15 protein-coding genes and 1 tRNA gene are annotated in these 14883 nt (G+C 61.7%); 9 read left to right on the top strand and 7 right to left on the bottom strand.

The window, feature by feature from the left end; all coding sequences use genetic code 11:
- Positions 1 to 85 precede the first annotated feature (85 nt).
- The 3 genes from FSO04_RS02240 to FSO04_RS02230 form a co-directional block, all read right to left on the bottom strand.
- Positions 86 to 1390 carry an HlyC/CorC family transporter gene (locus FSO04_RS02240; RefSeq protein ID WP_171926738.1) on the bottom strand — a complete coding sequence of 435 codons (1305 nt, stop codon included), beginning with the start codon at positions 1388 to 1390 and terminating at the stop codon, positions 86 to 88.
- Positions 1391 to 1593: 203 nt separating this feature from the next.
- A tRNA-Pro gene (locus tag FSO04_RS02235) sits at positions 1594 to 1670 on the bottom strand.
- Between the two features lie 36 nt (positions 1671 to 1706).
- Positions 1707 to 2699, bottom strand: coding sequence for a polyprenyl synthetase family protein (locus FSO04_RS02230; protein WP_154558141.1), 993 nt, complete (start codon positions 2697 to 2699; stop codon positions 1707 to 1709).
- Between the two features lie 239 nt (positions 2700 to 2938).
- On the opposite strand from FSO04_RS02230, the gene rplU reads away from it, so the two are divergent.
- The 4 genes from rplU (at position 2939) to proB (ending at position 6085) form a co-directional block, all read left to right on the top strand.
- Complete coding sequence (gene rplU, locus FSO04_RS02225; RefSeq protein WP_007180329.1) at positions 2939 to 3250, top strand: 50S ribosomal protein L21; 312 nt, start codon at positions 2939 to 2941, stop codon at positions 3248 to 3250.
- A 25-nt stretch (positions 3251 to 3275) separates the two neighbouring features.
- A complete protein-coding gene (gene rpmA, locus FSO04_RS02220; RefSeq protein ID WP_007180330.1) occupies positions 3276 to 3539 on the top strand; it encodes a 50S ribosomal protein L27 in 264 nt (87 codons plus the stop codon).
- 229 nt (positions 3540 to 3768) lie between these two features.
- Entirely contained in the window at positions 3769 to 4893 is a 1125-nt protein-coding gene (gene cgtA, locus FSO04_RS02215; protein ID WP_154558140.1) for an Obg family GTPase CgtA, read from the top strand.
- A gap of 73 nt (positions 4894 to 4966) precedes the next feature.
- Entirely contained in the window at positions 4967 to 6085 is a 1119-nt protein-coding gene (gene proB / locus FSO04_RS02210) for a glutamate 5-kinase (RefSeq protein ID WP_093645233.1), read from the top strand.
- A gap of 114 nt (positions 6086 to 6199) precedes the next feature.
- On the opposite strand, the gene FSO04_RS02205 is transcribed toward proB, so the two are convergent.
- Together FSO04_RS02205 and FSO04_RS02200 are read right to left on the bottom strand one after the other, a co-directional pair.
- On the bottom strand, positions 6200 to 6757 hold the full coding sequence (locus FSO04_RS02205; RefSeq protein WP_154558139.1) for a CNP1-like family protein: 558 nt from the start codon (positions 6755 to 6757) through the stop codon (positions 6200 to 6202).
- 76 nt (positions 6758 to 6833) lie between these two features.
- Positions 6834 to 7577 (bottom strand): RNA pyrophosphohydrolase, encoded by a 744-nt coding sequence (locus FSO04_RS02200; protein ID WP_154558138.1) that lies wholly within the window; start codon positions 7575 to 7577, stop codon positions 6834 to 6836.
- Between the two features lie 372 nt (positions 7578 to 7949).
- On the opposite strand from FSO04_RS02200, the gene FSO04_RS02190 reads away from it, so the two are divergent.
- Together FSO04_RS02190 and FSO04_RS02185 are read left to right on the top strand one after the other, a co-directional pair.
- The gene (locus tag FSO04_RS02190) at positions 7950 to 9686 is read left to right on the top strand and encodes a proline--tRNA ligase (protein ID WP_154558136.1); all 1737 of its coding nucleotides are present in this window, start codon (positions 7950 to 7952) and stop codon (positions 9684 to 9686) included.
- 12 nt (positions 9687 to 9698) lie between these two features.
- Positions 9699 to 10298 carry a MarC family protein gene (locus FSO04_RS02185; RefSeq protein ID WP_054040747.1) on the top strand — a complete coding sequence of 200 codons (600 nt, stop codon included), beginning with the start codon at positions 9699 to 9701 and terminating at the stop codon, positions 10296 to 10298.
- Between the two features lie 138 nt (positions 10299 to 10436).
- Here the strand turns inward: FSO04_RS02185 and FSO04_RS02180 are convergent, their stop codons facing one another.
- Entirely contained in the window at positions 10437 to 10988 is a 552-nt protein-coding gene (locus tag FSO04_RS02180; protein ID WP_012434394.1) for a hypoxanthine-guanine phosphoribosyltransferase, read from the bottom strand.
- A gap of 143 nt (positions 10989 to 11131) precedes the next feature.
- Positions 11132 to 12499 carry a signal recognition particle protein gene (gene ffh / locus FSO04_RS02175; RefSeq protein ID WP_154558135.1) on the bottom strand — a complete coding sequence of 456 codons (1368 nt, stop codon included), beginning with the start codon at positions 12497 to 12499 and terminating at the stop codon, positions 11132 to 11134.
- An 81-nt stretch (positions 12500 to 12580) separates the two neighbouring features.
- Between ffh and FSO04_RS02170 the strand changes: the two genes are divergently transcribed.
- The 3 genes from FSO04_RS02170 to ampD are packed head-to-tail and all read left to right on the top strand — an operon-like array spanning position 12581 to position 14452.
- A complete protein-coding gene (locus FSO04_RS02170; RefSeq protein ID WP_154558134.1) occupies positions 12581 to 13507 on the top strand; it encodes a cytochrome C assembly family protein in 927 nt (308 codons plus the stop codon).
- 10 nt (positions 13508 to 13517) lie between these two features.
- Entirely contained in the window at positions 13518 to 13859 is a 342-nt protein-coding gene (locus FSO04_RS02165) for a PP0621 family protein (protein WP_154558133.1), read from the top strand.
- A complete protein-coding gene (gene ampD / locus FSO04_RS02160) occupies positions 13856 to 14452 on the top strand; it encodes a 1,6-anhydro-N-acetylmuramyl-L-alanine amidase AmpD (RefSeq protein WP_154558132.1) in 597 nt (198 codons plus the stop codon). The genes FSO04_RS02165 and ampD overlap by 4 nt, the downstream gene beginning before the upstream one ends.
- The last annotated feature ends 431 nt before the right edge of the window (positions 14453 to 14883 follow it).

Here is a 14883-nt window from a genome sequence, read left to right as displayed (position 1 = left end):
CGGTAACGCCGCAGGCACCACCATTCAGCCAATCGGCTAATGGCGCGTTTCGAGCCGATGTGCGACGCTGCGCAGCGTGTAGGCCTTAACCGCGCGCCGCCTTGACGGCTTTCGCGCCCGTGCGAGTGGGCGGTTTGAACAGCTTGACGGTGCGGATCGCCTGGTCGTCGCTGCGCATCACTTCGAGTTTCACCTCGCGGATCTGCACGCAAACGTCGCCGTCCGGAATCTCTTCGAGAATCTCGAGGATCAGGCCGTTGAGCGTTTTCGGTCCGTCGGTCGGCAGCGTGAGATGCAGCCAGCGGTTCAGTTCGCGCAGCGGCATGCTGCCCGCCACGATACATTCGCCGTTCTCGTTCCATCCGCCGCGCGAATTGGCGCTACGCGGAATCGACGTAGTGAATTCGCCGATCAGCTCTTCGATGATGTCTTCCGGCGTAACCAGCCCTTGCAACTCGCCGTATTCGTTCACGACCAGCGCCGTGCGGTGACGGCTTTCCTGGAAGTACTGTAGTTGCTGGAATACCGGGGTGCCGCTCGGCACGAAATACGGCTCGGCCAGCAGTTCGCGCAGCGTCTCGCGCTCCAGTTCCTGGTTGTGCAGCGCAGCCAGTGTCTTGCGCACGTGGAGCACGCCGAGCACCCGGTCGATGTCGCCTTGATAGACGATCAGCTTGTTGTGATAACAGGTTTCCAACTGATGCAGGATCTGCTCGAACGGTGCGTCAAAGTCGAGCGCTTCGATGCGGCGGCGCGGGATCATCACGTCGTCGACGGAAATGTTTTCGAGGTCGAACAGGTTCAACAGAATGCTGCGGTGCTTGGTCGGCATGAAGCTGCCCGATTCGAGCACGATGGTGCGCAGCTCTTCGGTGGAGAGCCGCTGATCTTGCGCGCCTTTGGTATTGATATGCAGCACGCGCAGGATCGTGTTCGCGAACAGATTGACGAACCAGACGAGTGGCTTGCCGACGCGCATCATCGGCGCGATCAGCAGGCTGGCCGGCAGGGCGATCTTCTCGGGGAACGTCGCGCCGACGATCTTCGGCGTGATTTCCGCGAACACGATGATCAGGAACGCAACGATGCCGGTCGCGATCGACAGCACCACATTGTTATGGCCGAAGGTATGCAGCGCGATCGAGGTGGTGAGCACCGGGATGATCGTGTTGAACAGATTGTTGCCGATCAGGACCACGCTCAGCAGTTGGTCGGTGTGCGCGAGCAGGCCCTGAGTGGTCTTTGCGCCGAGCGCATTCTGGTTGGCAAGGTGTTTCAGGCGATGGCGGTTGATCGCCATCATCGCCGTTTCGGAAATCGAAAAGAAGCTGGAGCAGATAAGCAGCAGAAAGACGGCGCCGATCTGCGCCCATAAGGGAAGTTGTTCCACGCGTAGTGAAGGATAGGGGACGGGATGGAGAGAATATAGCAGAGGGGGCTGGGCGAGCCGCCTCCGCGGATGGTCTATGAAGACTGGGACAAATCGTATGTTGTGGCAAGGCGTCGGCGGGGCACAAAAAATCACGACCCAAAACAAAAAAACCGCCAAGCAAGCTGGGCGGTTTTTCGAGCCTTGAACTAACAAGGCAAATCTGGTCGGGGTGAGAGGATTCGAACCTCCGGCCTCTACGTCCCGAACGTAGCGCTCTACCAGGCTAAGCTACACCCCGATTTGGTACTGGACTCCTACGGTGTTTCAGTCTCTTTCAAGACTGTCTTGCCGTCGAGTAAGAACATAATTCTAGCAGGCTATCTTTGAAAATGGAATCCGGAAATGAAGAAATTGCTGCAGCTGCGGCCGTCGCTTCCTGCTTCGCGCACTCGAGCGTGTGATCCAGCGCGCCGGAACGCGTGATCGCCTCGAAAATGGTGTCGAAACGGTCCGTGCCGCCTTGCTCGATGGCTTCCCGCGCGAGCGCCGACTGCTCGGGCGTGCCGCGTTCGATCAGATAAATCAGCGGGAGCGTGGGTTTGCCTTCGCGCAGATCGTCGCCGGCGTTCTTGCCCATCGATTCAGCCGTGCCCGTGTAGTCGAGCCAGTCGTCCATGATCTGAAACGCGGTGCCGATGCGGCGGCCGAATTCCGCGGCGGCGGCTTCCGTCTTCGCGTCCGACCCTGCCAGCACCGCACCGAGTTGGGCGGCCGCCTCGAACAATTTGGCGGTTTTGTAGCGGATCACCTGCATGTAACGTGCTTCGTCCACGTCGGCGTCGTGCATGTTCAGCAACTGCAGCACTTCGCCCTCGGAGATGATGTTGGTCGCCTCTGACAGGATTTCCATCACGCGCATCTTGCCCACGCCGACCATCATCTGGAACGAGCGGGAGTAGAGAAAATCGCCGACCAGCACGCTCGCAGCGTTGCCGAACAGCGCATTGGCCGTCTGGCGGCCGCGCCGCAGGTCGGATTCGTCGACCACGTCGTCGTGCAGCAGCGTGGCCGTGTGGATGAATTCCACCACCGCGGCGAGTTCGTGCCGGTGCCCGGTGGTTTCGCCGAGCGCGCCCGCCACCAGCAGCAGTAGCGCGGGCCGCAGCCGTTTGCCCCCGGCGCTGATGATGTACTCGGAGATCTGATTGATCAGCATCACGTCGGACGCCAGACGGTGCCGTATGACGCGATTGACCTGCTGCATGTCTTCGGCGATCGGAGCGAGCAGGCTGGCGGCGTTGGAGGAGGGGGTGGCAGTCGACGACATGATGGCTGAATTGGGTAGTGCCGCGAATTATAAGGCGAATCGCGACAGTTCCGGGTCGCAGGCTGCGGCACGGCGCGACGGAGGCAACGGCCAGGCCGTGTGCCGGGGCTGGACGGCAAGTCGCCGGGCGGTGCGCGCGGCGACTCTCAATGAGTTTTGACCGAGCAGCTAACTCTATGTATAATCACGGGTTTCCGCGCGCGGTGCGTGGGAAAAATGAACACAGAGTGAGGTTCTCAATGTACGCGGTCATAAAAACCGGTGGCAAGCAGTATAAAGTTGCCGTCGGCGAAAAACTTAAAGTAGAACAGATACCGGCAGACATTGACGCTGAAATCACGCTCGACCAGGTTCTCGCAGTGGGCGAAGGCGAATCGATTAAGTTCGGTACGCCGCTGGTCAGTGGGGCTTCCGTCAAGGCTACCGTCGTGTCGCAAGGTCGTCACGCAAAAGTGACCATCTTCAAGATGCGTCGCCGGAAGCACTACCAGAAGCATGGCGGCCACCGCCAGAACTATACCGAACTGCGCATCGACGCGATCAACGCGTAAGCGCAACGGTTAAGGAGCAAATCAAATGGCACACAAAAAGGCAGGCGGATCATCCCGCAACGGCCGCGACTCTGAATCGAAGCGTCTCGGCGTCAAGGTTTACGGCGGTCAGGCCATCAACGCTGGCGGCATCATCGTTCGCCAACGTGGCACGCGCATGCACCCGGGCGAAAACGTCGGTATCGGCAAGGATCACACCTTGTTCGCGCTGACGGACGGCCACGTCAATTTTTCGACGAAGGGCGCAGCGAAGAAGCACATGGTCAACGTCGTCCCGGCAGCAGTCTGAGTTTAATCAGGCACGGGCTTCAGGACCGGAAAAAGGCCCCGCGAAGTTCGCGGGGCTTTTTTTATTGCAGCGCTTTTTGTCCGAAGAATTGGCGGATTGCACGGCCAAATCGGCGCGGTTAGCCGATCGGCCGATTGCCCACCGCACGGCGGGCGCGGCAAAATAGCAGCATCTGAAAGCATCAACCCAGCAGCACCATCTAGCAGCACACCACGGGACGGAGTTACGCATGAAGTTCATTGACGAAGCGAGGATTGAAGTCATCGCCGGCGACGGAGGGGATGGCAGCGCGTCGATGCGCCGCGAGAAATTCGTTCCGTTCGGCGGCCCGGATGGCGGCGACGGCGGCCGGGGCGGCAGCGTGATCGCGGTTGCAGACCGCAACATCAACACGCTGATCGACTACCGCTACGCGAAAAAACATTTGGCGCGCAACGGCGAAAACGGCCGCGGCGCGGACTGCTACGGCAAGGGCGGCGACGACATCACGCTGCGCATGCCGGTCGGCACGACTATCACCGATATGGAAACCGGCGAGCTGATCGCCGATTTGACCGAGCACAACCAGAGCGTGCAAATCGCGCAGGGCGGTGCGGGCGGTCTCGGTAACCTGCATTTCAAATCCAGTACGAACCGCGCGCCGCGTCAGAAAACCGACGGCAAGCCCGGCGAGCGCCGTATGGTGCGCCTCGAATTGAAGGTGCTGGCCGACGTCGGTCTGCTCGGAATGCCGAACGCCGGCAAGTCGACCTTCATCTCGTCGGTGTCGAACGCGCGGCCGAAGATCGCGGACTATCCGTTCACGACGCTCGCGCCGAATCTCGGCGTGGTACGTGTTGGGCCGAGCCGCAGCTTCGTAATTGCCGACATTCCTGGCCTGATCGAAGGCGCGGCGGAAGGCGCCGGCCTGGGTCACCAGTTCCTGCGTCACCTGCAGCGCACCGGCTTGCTGTTGCATATCGTCGACCTCGCGCCGTTCGACGAAGCCGTCGATCCCGTCGCGGAAGCCAAGGCGATCGTCAACGAGCTGCGCAAGTACGACGAGCTGCTCTATGAGAAGCCCCGCTGGCTGGTGCTCAACAAGCTCGACATGGTGCCCGAAGACGAGCGCGAAGCGCGCGTGTCGGCCTTCCTTGAAGGCTACGGTTGGGAGGGCCCGGTGTTCGAAATCTCTGCGCTGACCGGTCAGGGTTGCGAAAGTCTTTGCTACGCGGTGTATGACCACATCGCCGCGCATTCGGACGCGCAGCGCGCGGCGGAAGCCGAAGATCTCGCTGCTGACGTGCGTTTCCGCGCAAAGCCGGAAGCACCGGCCGCTGCGTCGGACGACTCGAGCGTCGACCCGCAGCAGTAATAACAAGCCTGAGCGCCGGCGCCTGCACGGGCTGCCGGCATGCATCACGCGTCATCTTGGGAGACCGCGCACAATGCGTTCCGTCATCGCAGATTCACGGCGATTGGTAGTGAAAGTCGGCTCGAGCCTCGTTACGAATGACGGGCGCGGCCTCGATCATGCTGCAATCGGCCGCTGGGCCGCGCAGATTGCAGCACTGCGCGCGCAGGGCAAGGAAGTGGTGCTGGTCAGTTCGGGTGCTATTGCCGAAGGGATGCAGCGGCTCGGCTGGACCAAGCGGCCACGCGAAATCGACGAATTGCAGGCGGCCGCGGCTGTCGGTCAAATGGGTCTCGCGCAAGTCTACGAAAGCCGCTTCGCCGAGCATTCGATCCAGACTGCGCAGATTCTGCTGACCCACGCCGATCTGGCCGACCGCGAACGCTATCTGAACGCGCGTTCCACGTTGCTGACCCTGCTGCGTCTGGGCGTCGTGCCGATCATCAACGAGAACGACACGGTCGTTACCGACGAAATCAAGTTCGGCGACAACGACACGCTAGGCGCCTTGGTCGCCAATCTGATCGAAGGCGATGCGCTCATTATCCTCACCGATCAGCAGGGGCTTTTCACCGCAGACCCGCGCAAGGATCCGAACGCGACGCTCGTTCAGCAGGCGGATGCCGGTGCGCCGGAGCTCGAAGCAATGGCGGGCGGCGCGGGTTCGAGCTTGGGCCGAGGCGGCATGCTGACCAAGATTCTCGCGGCCAAACGCGCGGCGCACAGCGGCGCCAATACGGTAATCGCGAGCGGGCGTGAAGCAGACGTGTTGTCACGGCTTGCCTCGGGTGAGGCGATCGGCACACAGTTGATCGCGCGCACTGCACGCATGGCGGCGCGCAAGCAATGGATGGCCGATCATCTGCAGGTGCGCGGCCACGTGGTGATCGACGACGGCGCAGTCGAAAAGCTGACCGAAGGCGGCAAGAGTTTGCTGCCGATCGGCATCGTCGGTGTGCAGGGCGCGTTTGCGCGCGGCGAAGTGATCGCTTGCCTGAGCGCGGCAGGGCGTGAAGTAGCGCGCGGCCTGACGAACTACAGCAGCGCGGAAACCAAGCTGATCCAGCGGCGTCCGAGCGGCGACATTGAATCGGTGCTCGGCTATATGCTGGAGCCTGAGGTGATTCACCGCGACAACCTTGTGCTGGTCTGACTCCCGAGCACGGTTCGCACGACAGAAAAAAAGCCGTTCCGGCGTGAGCTGGAACGGCTTTTTCACATTCGCGGCGGCTTCCACATTCGAAGAAGGACGCTCGCGAAAACGGCCTTAGTGAATCAACGAGGTCTGCGTGCGCTTGTAGCGGATGTTCTCGACAATTTGCTTGGCGTTGCCCGTGGGCATCTTGTTCGCACACAGGTAATCCTGATACAGCGCAGCCTGATAGGCGTTCAGCGCGCCATTCTCAATGCGCCTGAAGTCGTTGGCGACGGTTTGATCCCAGCCGTCGTGATCGGCGTTCAGCCCCGCGTACTGGCGCCATTCATACGTATCGCAGCGAATCCCTTCGTAGTTCACGTTGCGCGCGCCGCTCGGGCTCGTTACGACGACGGTGTAGCGCACCACGCCGTCGGTCCCGACGGTAAGCGAATTTCTATCGATCGCGAAATGCAGCGGCGTATTGCCCGAAACCTCGAAGGGCAGAAGATTCGAGTCTTGCGGCAGCGGCGGCAAGGCGTCCACCTTGTTTTCAACCCAGGTGCTCGGCCGGTCCAACAGGTAGGCAAACTCGCTGTCGTCTTTATTGGTAGGTTTGCCGGCGCTCGAACATCCAGCCAGCAGGGCGCCGGTGGCGACGCACGCCACGACGAGAGCAAGTGCTTTCAATATGGTTTCCTCGAAACACTGGTGCGGCTCATTGAGCCGCACCAGCAGAAGCGGCGTGGACAGCCGCACAGAATTGTTAATTGCGCACGCCAGGGCGGAACAGCGAGCCGGCGGTTTCGCGCTCCGATTCGTCTTCGTGTTCCGACGCGGAGCCAACTTCGGCAACCGACCCGGAGCCCGGACCGCAATCAGACGCGAACGTCGTGTGAATCGACGTTTCGATGCTGACTGTGGTCACCGAGGTGGTGACCGTCATCATCGTCGAATCCGGCGGACTTTCCATCGACGACGCTATCCGGGGATAACGCGGCCCATGGTGCCCGCCAGGTTTTTCCGCACGCGGCGCAGCCCGGCGCATGAAACGGGATAGCTCCGTCAGCGCCAACTGATACACATCCCGCTTGAACTCGATCACACAGTCGAGCGGCACCCAGTACTCGTTCCAGCGCCACGCATCGAACTCAGGGTGGTCGGTGGCGCGCAAGCAAATGTCGCAATCGCGTCCAACCATCCGGAGCAAGAACCAGATTTGTTTCTGGCCGCGGTAATGACCGCGTACTTCGCGCTTGATGAACTTGTCAGGCACCTCGTAACGCAACCAGTCGCGCGTGCGACCGATCACCTTGACGTGCTCAGGAAGCAGCCCGGTTTCTTCGTGTAACTCCCGATACATCGCTTGCACGGGGGTCTCTCCGTACTTGATGCCCCCTTGGGGAAACTGCCAGGAATGTTCACGGAGCCGTTTGCCCCAAAACACCTCGTTGTGCGCGTTCAAGAGGATGATGCCGACGTTCGGGCGAAAGCCTTCACGATCCAGCATACAACCACCTTCGAATCCTTTAAAATTGCTTTGATTATAAACAGATAACGGACCCGACGCACCGATTCGCACCAGATTGGAACGATTCGCCGCAAAAGGCCCGCGTTTGCGGTAGCCTGTCAGTCTTTCCGTGCCTTATCCCTTGCTGCAAAGGCTTTGCGCGGCGGCTTCGGCGCCGCGATCGGGCCGGTTTTGCCGGGGTTTTGCCTGGTATACGCGGACCATTTGCCGGGTCTGAGCCGGATTCCTGGACAGACTTTGGCCGGGTATGTGGCAAGTCCGTGCCGGCGCGAGGCCGGGTCTGTGTCGGTTTCCCCACCGTTTTCACCTTTCGGGCGGTCCCTCCGGAGCCGCCGCTTTTGGAAAATCTGAATGAAAGCTTCCCGTTTCTTTATCGGCACACTGAAAGAAGCGCCCGCCGACGCCGAGATCGTCAGCCACAAGCTCATGGTACGCGCCGGCATGATCCGCCGCGTTGCCGGTGGCATCTATAACTACCTGCCCATCGGCCTGCGTTCGATCCGCAAGGTGGAAGCCATCGTGCGCGAAGAAATGAACCGGGCAGGCGCGATCGAACTGTTGATGCCTTCGGTGCAGCCGGCTGAACTGTGGCAGGAATCGGGCCGTTGGGAAAAGTACGGCCCCGAACTGCTGCGCTTCAAGGATCGCAAGCAATCCGATTTTGTGCTCGGACCGACCCACGAAGAAGTGGTCACGGATATCGCGCGCGGCCAGATCAAGAGCTACCGCCAGTTGCCCGTGAACTTCTATCAGATCCAGACGAAGTTTCGCGACGAGATCCGTCCGCGTTTCGGCGTGATGCGTGGCCGCGAGTTCATCATGAAAGACGCGTACTCGTTCGACAAGGACGCGGAAGGCCTGCGCGAGTCGTATCGCAAGATGTACGACGCGTACGTGCGTATCTTCACACGCCTCGGCCTGGATTTCCGCGCAGTGGCAGCGGACAACGGTTCGATCGGCGGCAGCGGCTCACACGAATTCCACGTGATCGCCGACACCGGGGAAGACGCGATCGCGTATTGCCCGACCTCGGAGTTCGCTGCGAACGTTGAGGCGGCCGAAGCGTTGCCGCTGTACGCGGAACGCGCAGCGCCGACCGAAGAGATGAAGAAGACCGCGACGCCGGGCAAAGCAAAGTGCGAGGCCGTGGCCGAGCTGCTGAACATCCCGCTCGAGCGCACCATCAAGTCGATCATTCTCGCCACGGAAAACGAAGGCGCCGAACCGACCATCTGGTTGCTGATGCTGCGCGGCGATCACGAGCTGAACGAGATCAAGGCAAGCAAGCTGCCGGGTCTGGCGGACTTCCGCATGGCGACCGAAGCCGAGATCATCGAGACCTTCGGCACGCCGCCGGGTTATCTCGGCCCGATCAACACGAAGAAGCCGATCAAAGTCGTCGCGGATCGCACAGTCGCGAACATGAGCGACTTCGTGGTGGGTACGAACGAAGTGGATTACCACACCACCGGCGTGAACTGGGGCCGCGATCTGCCGGAGCCGGTCATCGCCGATATCCGCAATGTGAAGAAGGGGGATCCGTCGCCGGACGGCAAGGGCGTGATCGACATCTGCCGTGGCATCGAAGTCGGCCACGTGTTCCAGCTCGGCAAGAAATACTCGGAAGCGATGAACGCGACCTGTCTCGACGAGAACGGCAAGCCGCAGCCGATGGAAATGGGCTGCTACGGCATCGGCATCACGCGTATTCTGGGCGCGGCGATCGAACAGAATTTCGACGACAAGGGCATCATCTGGCCGGAGTCGATCGCACCGTTCGAGGTCGTGCTGTGCCCGATGGGTTACGACCGCAGCGAAGCCGTGCGTGAGCAGGCCGACAAGCTGTACGCGGAACTGGTCGAAGCCGGTGTCGACGTGATCCTCGACGATCGCGGCGAACGTCCGGGCGTGATGTTCGCCGACTGGGAGCTGATCGGCGTGCCGCATCGTCTGGTGATCGGCGATCGTGGTCTCAAGGACGGCAAGCTCGAGTATCAAGGCCGCCGCGACGCTGAAGCGACGCTGCTGCCGGTCGAAGACGCCGCCCAAACGGTGATCGGCAAGGTTCGCGCAGCATTGGCGCAATAAGCGGAGCGGACGGTGGAGTACACCTTCGTATCCGCGACCGTCCTGCTGATTCTGATCACCGATCCGCTCGGCAATATTCCGCTCTTTATCAGTTGTCTGCGCAGCGTATCGCCTAAGCGGCGCACGATCGTCATTCTCCGCGAGGTGGCGATCGCCTTCGCGATCCTGCTGGTCTTCATGGTGGTCGGCGACCGCTTCCTGCGCATGATGAGTCTGACCGACCAGTCTTTGCGCATCGGTGGCGGGATTGTGCTGTTTCTGATTGCGCTCAGGATGGTGTTTCCGCATCCTGACGGTCCGTTCGGCGGTGACACGCGCGGCGGCGAGCCGCTCATCGTGCCTCTTGCCATTCCGGCACTGGCTGGCCCGTCGGCGCTGGCGACGGTGATGTTGTTGACGTCGCAGGCGCCCGGCAAGATGTTCGAGTGGATCGGTGCGCTGACCGTCACAATGATCGTCTGCGCGATCGTGCTGATGCTGGCGGAGCGCATTCAGGCGTGGCTCGGCGAGCGCGCGATGATGGCCTTTGAGCGGCTAATGGGATTGGTGCTGGTGGCGATCTCAGTCGAAATGATGCTCGGCGGTATCCGCTCTTTTGTGCATCAACTTTGAGTGAGATCGGGTATGGGGTTCAGCGCGGTAGCGCAGCAGTGCTATCACCTGCCTGATAAACAAAAAGCGGCCAGTGGGCCGCTTTTTTTACGCCGGTGCGCGCCGTAAATGGCGCCGCCAAACCAACCTGGCTTTAAGTTAAGCCCCTTCGGTCAACGCCCGAATAGTCGGCAGGTTGCGCCAGTAGCCTTTCGCATCCATCCCGCAACCGAACACGTAACGGTCCGGCACTTCGAAACCACAGTAATCCGGGCGCAGCGGCTTGGCCTTCGGAATGATCTTCTCGCACAGCACCGCGCTCAGGAAGCGCTTCGCGCCCATCGCGAGGATGCGATCGCGGATCGCGGCCATCGTCTCGCCTTCGTCGAGGATGTCGTCGAGCACCAGCACGACGCGATCCTTCACCGACTCAGCCGGCGCCACGCGCCACTGCATCTCATTGCCACCCTTGGTGGTGTTGCGATAGCGGGTCAGGTGGATGTAGTCGAACTCGAGCGGGAAATCGAGGTGCGGCAGCAACATGCCGGTGAACACCGCCGCGCCGCCCATCACCGACAGCACGAGCGGGAAGTCCTCGCTCATCTCGTTGCGGATGGCGGCAGCCATGCCGCTGATCGACGCGTTGACGTCGTCGGCCGAAACGATTTCTTCGGAGTGGCTAAAAATATGGAGAGCTTCTTCGCGGTTCATGACGTCTGACGGGCGGTAACTGTATACATAGTGTGGGTGAGAACGACGGCGTGCGGTACAGAATAAACCCGCACAAATCCGGAGTCAGCCGCGCGTGCCGTTGTTTACGCACGGAAGCACGCGCGCCGCCGTCTTGCTAAAGCTTAGCGCATGCCGGGCATCATGCCCTTCATGCCGCGCATCATCTTTTGCAGATTGCCGCCCTTCAGCTTTTTCATCATCGTGCGCATCTGGTCGTACTGATTCAGCATGCGGTTGACTTCCTGCACCTGCACGCCCGCGCCGGCGGCAATGCGGCGCTTGCGGGTGGCCTTGATCAGATCGGGCTTGGCGCGCTCCAGCGGTGTCATCGAATTGATGATGCCTTCCATGCGGCGCATCTGCGATTCGGCCATGCCCATATTGGCGCCGGCAGCGGCCTGCTGGAACTGCGCGGGCAGCTTGTCCATCAGCGACGACAGGCCGCCCATGCTCTTCATCTGCGTAAGCTGCGTGCGGAAATCGTTGAGGTCGAAGTCGCCGCCTTTCTTGACCTTGTCGGCGAGCTTCTGCGCGGCCTGAACGTCCACACCGCGTTGTGCTTCTTCGACGAGGGCGAGAATGTCGCCCATGCCGAGAATCCGGTTCGCCATGCGATCCGGGTAGAAAATTTCGAGGCCATCGAGCTTTTCGGCGACGCCGACGAACTTGATCGGCTTGCCCGTCACGTGGCGCACGGAGAGCGCCGCGCCACCGCGTGAATCGCCGTCGAGCTTGGTGAGGACGACGCCGGTGAGCGGCAATGCGTCGCTAAAGGCCTTCGCGGTGTTGACCGCGTCCTGGCCGAGCATCGCGTCGACGACGAACAGCGTTTCCGCCGGTTTCAGCGTGCTGTGCAGCGCGGTGATTTCGGCCATCATCGCTTCGTCGATACCCAGACGGCCGGCCGTGTCGACCAGCAGCACGTCGTGGTAGTGGCGCTTGGCCCAATCCACCGCGGCGATCGCGATATCCACTGGCTTCTGATCCGGTTCCGACGGGAAGAAGTCCGCGCCGACCTGCTCGGTCACCGTCTTCAACTGCGCAATAGCAGCCGGGCGGTAGACGTCGCACGAAACGGTGAGGACCTTCTTCTTGTACTTTTCGCGCAGGAGCTTGGCGAGCTTGCCGACCGTGGTCGTTTTGCCGGCGCCTTGCAGACCCGCCATCAGGATGACGGCCGGCGGCGTGACGGCGAGGTTCAGCTCGACAGCCTTGCCTTCATAGTCGCCGCCGATGATCGCGGTCAGCTCGCGCTGCACCACGCCGACCAGCGCCTGACCCGGGGACAGGCTGCTGATCACCTCCTCGCCGAGCGCTTTTTCCTTCACCTTGGCGATGAACTCGCGCACGACGGGCAGCGCCACGTCCGCTTCGAGGAGCGCGAGGCGCACTTCACGCAGCATTTCCTGGGTGTTCGCCTCGGTGAGCCGGGCTTCGCCGCGCAGCGTCTTGACGACGCGCGCCATCCGTTGAGTCAGATTGTCGAGCATGGGGAGCGATGAACTGTGCGGCCGGAGCGGGGCGCGATGAGGGAGACGTCGCGGAGCAGGGGCCTAGTGTAAACTTCGAATATGGATATTGTACTGTATGCCCTCACTGCGCTCCTCTACGGCGGTCTAGCCGTGGCCGGCTGGCGCTCGCACCGGCACGCCGCCTTGCGCCCCATGCTCGAGAGCGTGCCGCCGGTGCCCGTCTCCGCGGGCATCCCGGCCTCATCGGCCGCTTCGGGCATGAGCACCTCGGGCCGCGCGCTGCTGTTTGTCGCGCTGCTTGCCCACGGCGTGCTGCTGCACACCACCATCTTTCCCCAAAACGCGATGGTGTTCGGTTTCGCGTTCGCGCTGTCGGCGATGTTCTGGCTCGGCGCCGGCATCTACTGGATCGAGAGCTTTTTCTTTCCACTCGACGGCTTGCGCCTGCTGGTGTTGCCGCTTGCCTGCGTCGCTTCTTTATTGCCGCTGGCGTTCAATGGCGTGCGCGTGCTGCCGTATTCAGCCGCGCCGATGTTCAAGCTGCATTTTCTGATCGCCAATATCGCGTACGGCTTGTTCGCGATCGCGGCGCTGCACGCGGTTCTGATGCTGCTGGTCGAGCGGCGTCTGCATGCCATGCGCGGCGGCATGTCGCAACGCAATACGGCTGCGGCGGGCAACGGCTGGCTGTCGAGCTGGCTCGACACCTTGCCGCCGCTGCTGACACTTGAAAAGCTGCTGTTCCGTCTGATCGGCGCCGGCTTCGTGCTGCTCACGCTGACGCTGGTATCGGGCATCCTGTTCAGCGAGCAACTGGTCGACCGCGCCTTGCGGCTCGATCACAAGACCGTCTTCGCGATTCTTTCCTGGGTGATGTTCGGCGCGCTGCTGACTGCGCGCAAGGTTTCCGGCTGGCGCGGCCGTGCGGCATTGCGCTGGGTGCTGGCGTCGTTCGTCGCGCTGTTGCTGGCGTACGTCGGCAGCCGTTTCGTATTCGAGGTGCTGTTGCACCGTGCTGTAGTGTGAGTGTCCTGCTATGCGACAAATTTTTCTGCTGATCCTGTTGTTCATCGTTGGCCAGTGGCTGGTCAAGGCGCTGCGTCGCCATGACGCGCAAGCGTCGCAACGCACCGGCGCCGGTGCGAATGGCGCCGCGGGTGCCGGCGGTGCAAGAGGCCAGAGCGGTCCGAATGGCGGCGCGCGTGGACCCAATGCGCCGCAAGCGCAGCCCCAGCTCGCCGAGCCGATGATCCGTTGCGCCGAGTGCGGCGTGCACGCGCCGAAGAGCGACTCCGTGGTGGTGGCGGGGCAGCCTTTCTGCAGCGCCGCGCACGCGCAGCGTCATGGCGCGCGTCCCTCGGGCCGCGACGCTCGATGAACGTCGCGTTCACCGTCGATGCCGACGGTTGGGTTGCCGCCGCACGCAAGCTGCCATCGCCGAATTTCGAAGCGCGGCCCGAAGGGGCCGTGCCGACGCTGATCGTCGTCCACAACATCAGCCTGCCGCCAGATGAGTTTGGCGGCACGGCGATCGCCGAACTGTTCCAGAACACACTCGACTGCGACGCTCACCCGTACTACGACACGCATCTGCGCGGCGTGCGGGTGTCGGCGCATTTCGTGATTCATCGCGACGGCGCGCTCGAGCAATTCGTGTCCTGCAACGAGCGGGCATGGCACGCCGGGCCGTCGAATTTTTTCGGCCGCGAGCGCTGCAACGATTTCTCGATCGGCATCGAGCTGGAGGGCAGTGATACGACTGCTTTCGAAGCGGCGCAATATCGCACGCTCGGTGCACTTGTGACGGCGCTCAAGGCCCGCTATCCGGTCGAAGGCCTCGCCGGTCACTCGGACATCGCCCCCGGCCGCAAGACCGATCCAGGGCCGCATTTCGAGTGGCAGCGTCTGCAGCGCGACGCCGCGTTAGCGGATCAGTACTTCCCCTATCTCAAGTTTTCCAAAACGCTGTAACGACCCTTCGCGCAACCTCGCGTGATGCGAGGAGAACAAGGCGCTGCCTTGTTCTCCGGGGAGTCGGCTTCGCGTCGCGCTATGCAAAAGTCAAGCCTTTGAAAGCAAATAAAACGATTTGACCTGTCTTGAAACTACACTATACTTGGTGCCAGAAATTCAGTTTCGCACTATATCTTGTGTCCGGTGTGTATAACTCTGTGCATAACTGAGTGCATAAGTCTGCGGCGTCCCGCTTCCCGAGCATGGCGCCGCAAGCATTCCGGGCAGCGAAAAATATTCCTGCGGCGTGGCCGGTCGAGAGAGCCGGCAGCGTCCAGAAGCATTCAGGAAAAGGGCATAGCAAGTGATCGCGACACACATGGTGAAGACCGTTATCAATTCGAATCAGGCTTCATCGCTGTCGCATCCCGCCACCCGGCTCAGCCGGC

The sequence above is a fragment of the Paraburkholderia madseniana genome, from assembly GCF_009690905.1.
Taxonomy (GTDB): domain Bacteria; phylum Pseudomonadota; class Gammaproteobacteria; order Burkholderiales; family Burkholderiaceae; genus Paraburkholderia; species Paraburkholderia madseniana.
This window is presented reverse-complemented; position numbering and strand designations above follow the sequence as displayed.

Excerpts from the sequence above, each read along its gene's own strand:
- FSO04_RS02230 (WP_154558141.1), bottom strand. The coding sequence starts at position 2,699 with ATGTCGTCGACTGCCACCCCCTCCTCCAACGCCGCCAGCCTGCTCGCT.
- rplU (WP_007180329.1), top strand. The coding sequence starts at position 2,939 with ATGTACGCGGTCATAAAAACCGGTGGCAAGCAGTATAAAGTTGCCGTC.
- rpmA (WP_007180330.1), top strand. The coding sequence starts at position 3,276 with ATGGCACACAAAAAGGCAGGCGGATCATCCCGCAACGGCCGCGACTCT.
- cgtA (WP_154558140.1), top strand. The coding sequence starts at position 3,769 with ATGAAGTTCATTGACGAAGCGAGGATTGAAGTCATCGCCGGCGACGGA.
- proB (WP_093645233.1), top strand. The coding sequence starts at position 4,967 with ATGCGTTCCGTCATCGCAGATTCACGGCGATTGGTAGTGAAAGTCGGC.
- FSO04_RS02200 (WP_154558138.1), bottom strand. The coding sequence starts at position 7,577 with ATGCTGGATCGTGAAGGCTTTCGCCCGAACGTCGGCATCATCCTCTTG.
- FSO04_RS02190 (WP_154558136.1), top strand. The coding sequence starts at position 7,950 with ATGAAAGCTTCCCGTTTCTTTATCGGCACACTGAAAGAAGCGCCCGCC.
- FSO04_RS02180 (WP_012434394.1), bottom strand. The coding sequence starts at position 10,988 with ATGAACCGCGAAGAAGCTCTCCATATTTTTAGCCACTCCGAAGAAATC.
- ffh (WP_154558135.1), bottom strand. The coding sequence starts at position 12,499 with ATGCTCGACAATCTGACTCAACGGATGGCGCGCGTCGTCAAGACGCTG.
- FSO04_RS02170 (WP_154558134.1), top strand. The coding sequence starts at position 12,581 with ATGGATATTGTACTGTATGCCCTCACTGCGCTCCTCTACGGCGGTCTA.
- FSO04_RS02165 (WP_154558133.1), top strand. The coding sequence starts at position 13,518 with ATGCGACAAATTTTTCTGCTGATCCTGTTGTTCATCGTTGGCCAGTGG.
- ampD (WP_154558132.1), top strand. The coding sequence starts at position 13,856 with ATGAACGTCGCGTTCACCGTCGATGCCGACGGTTGGGTTGCCGCCGCA.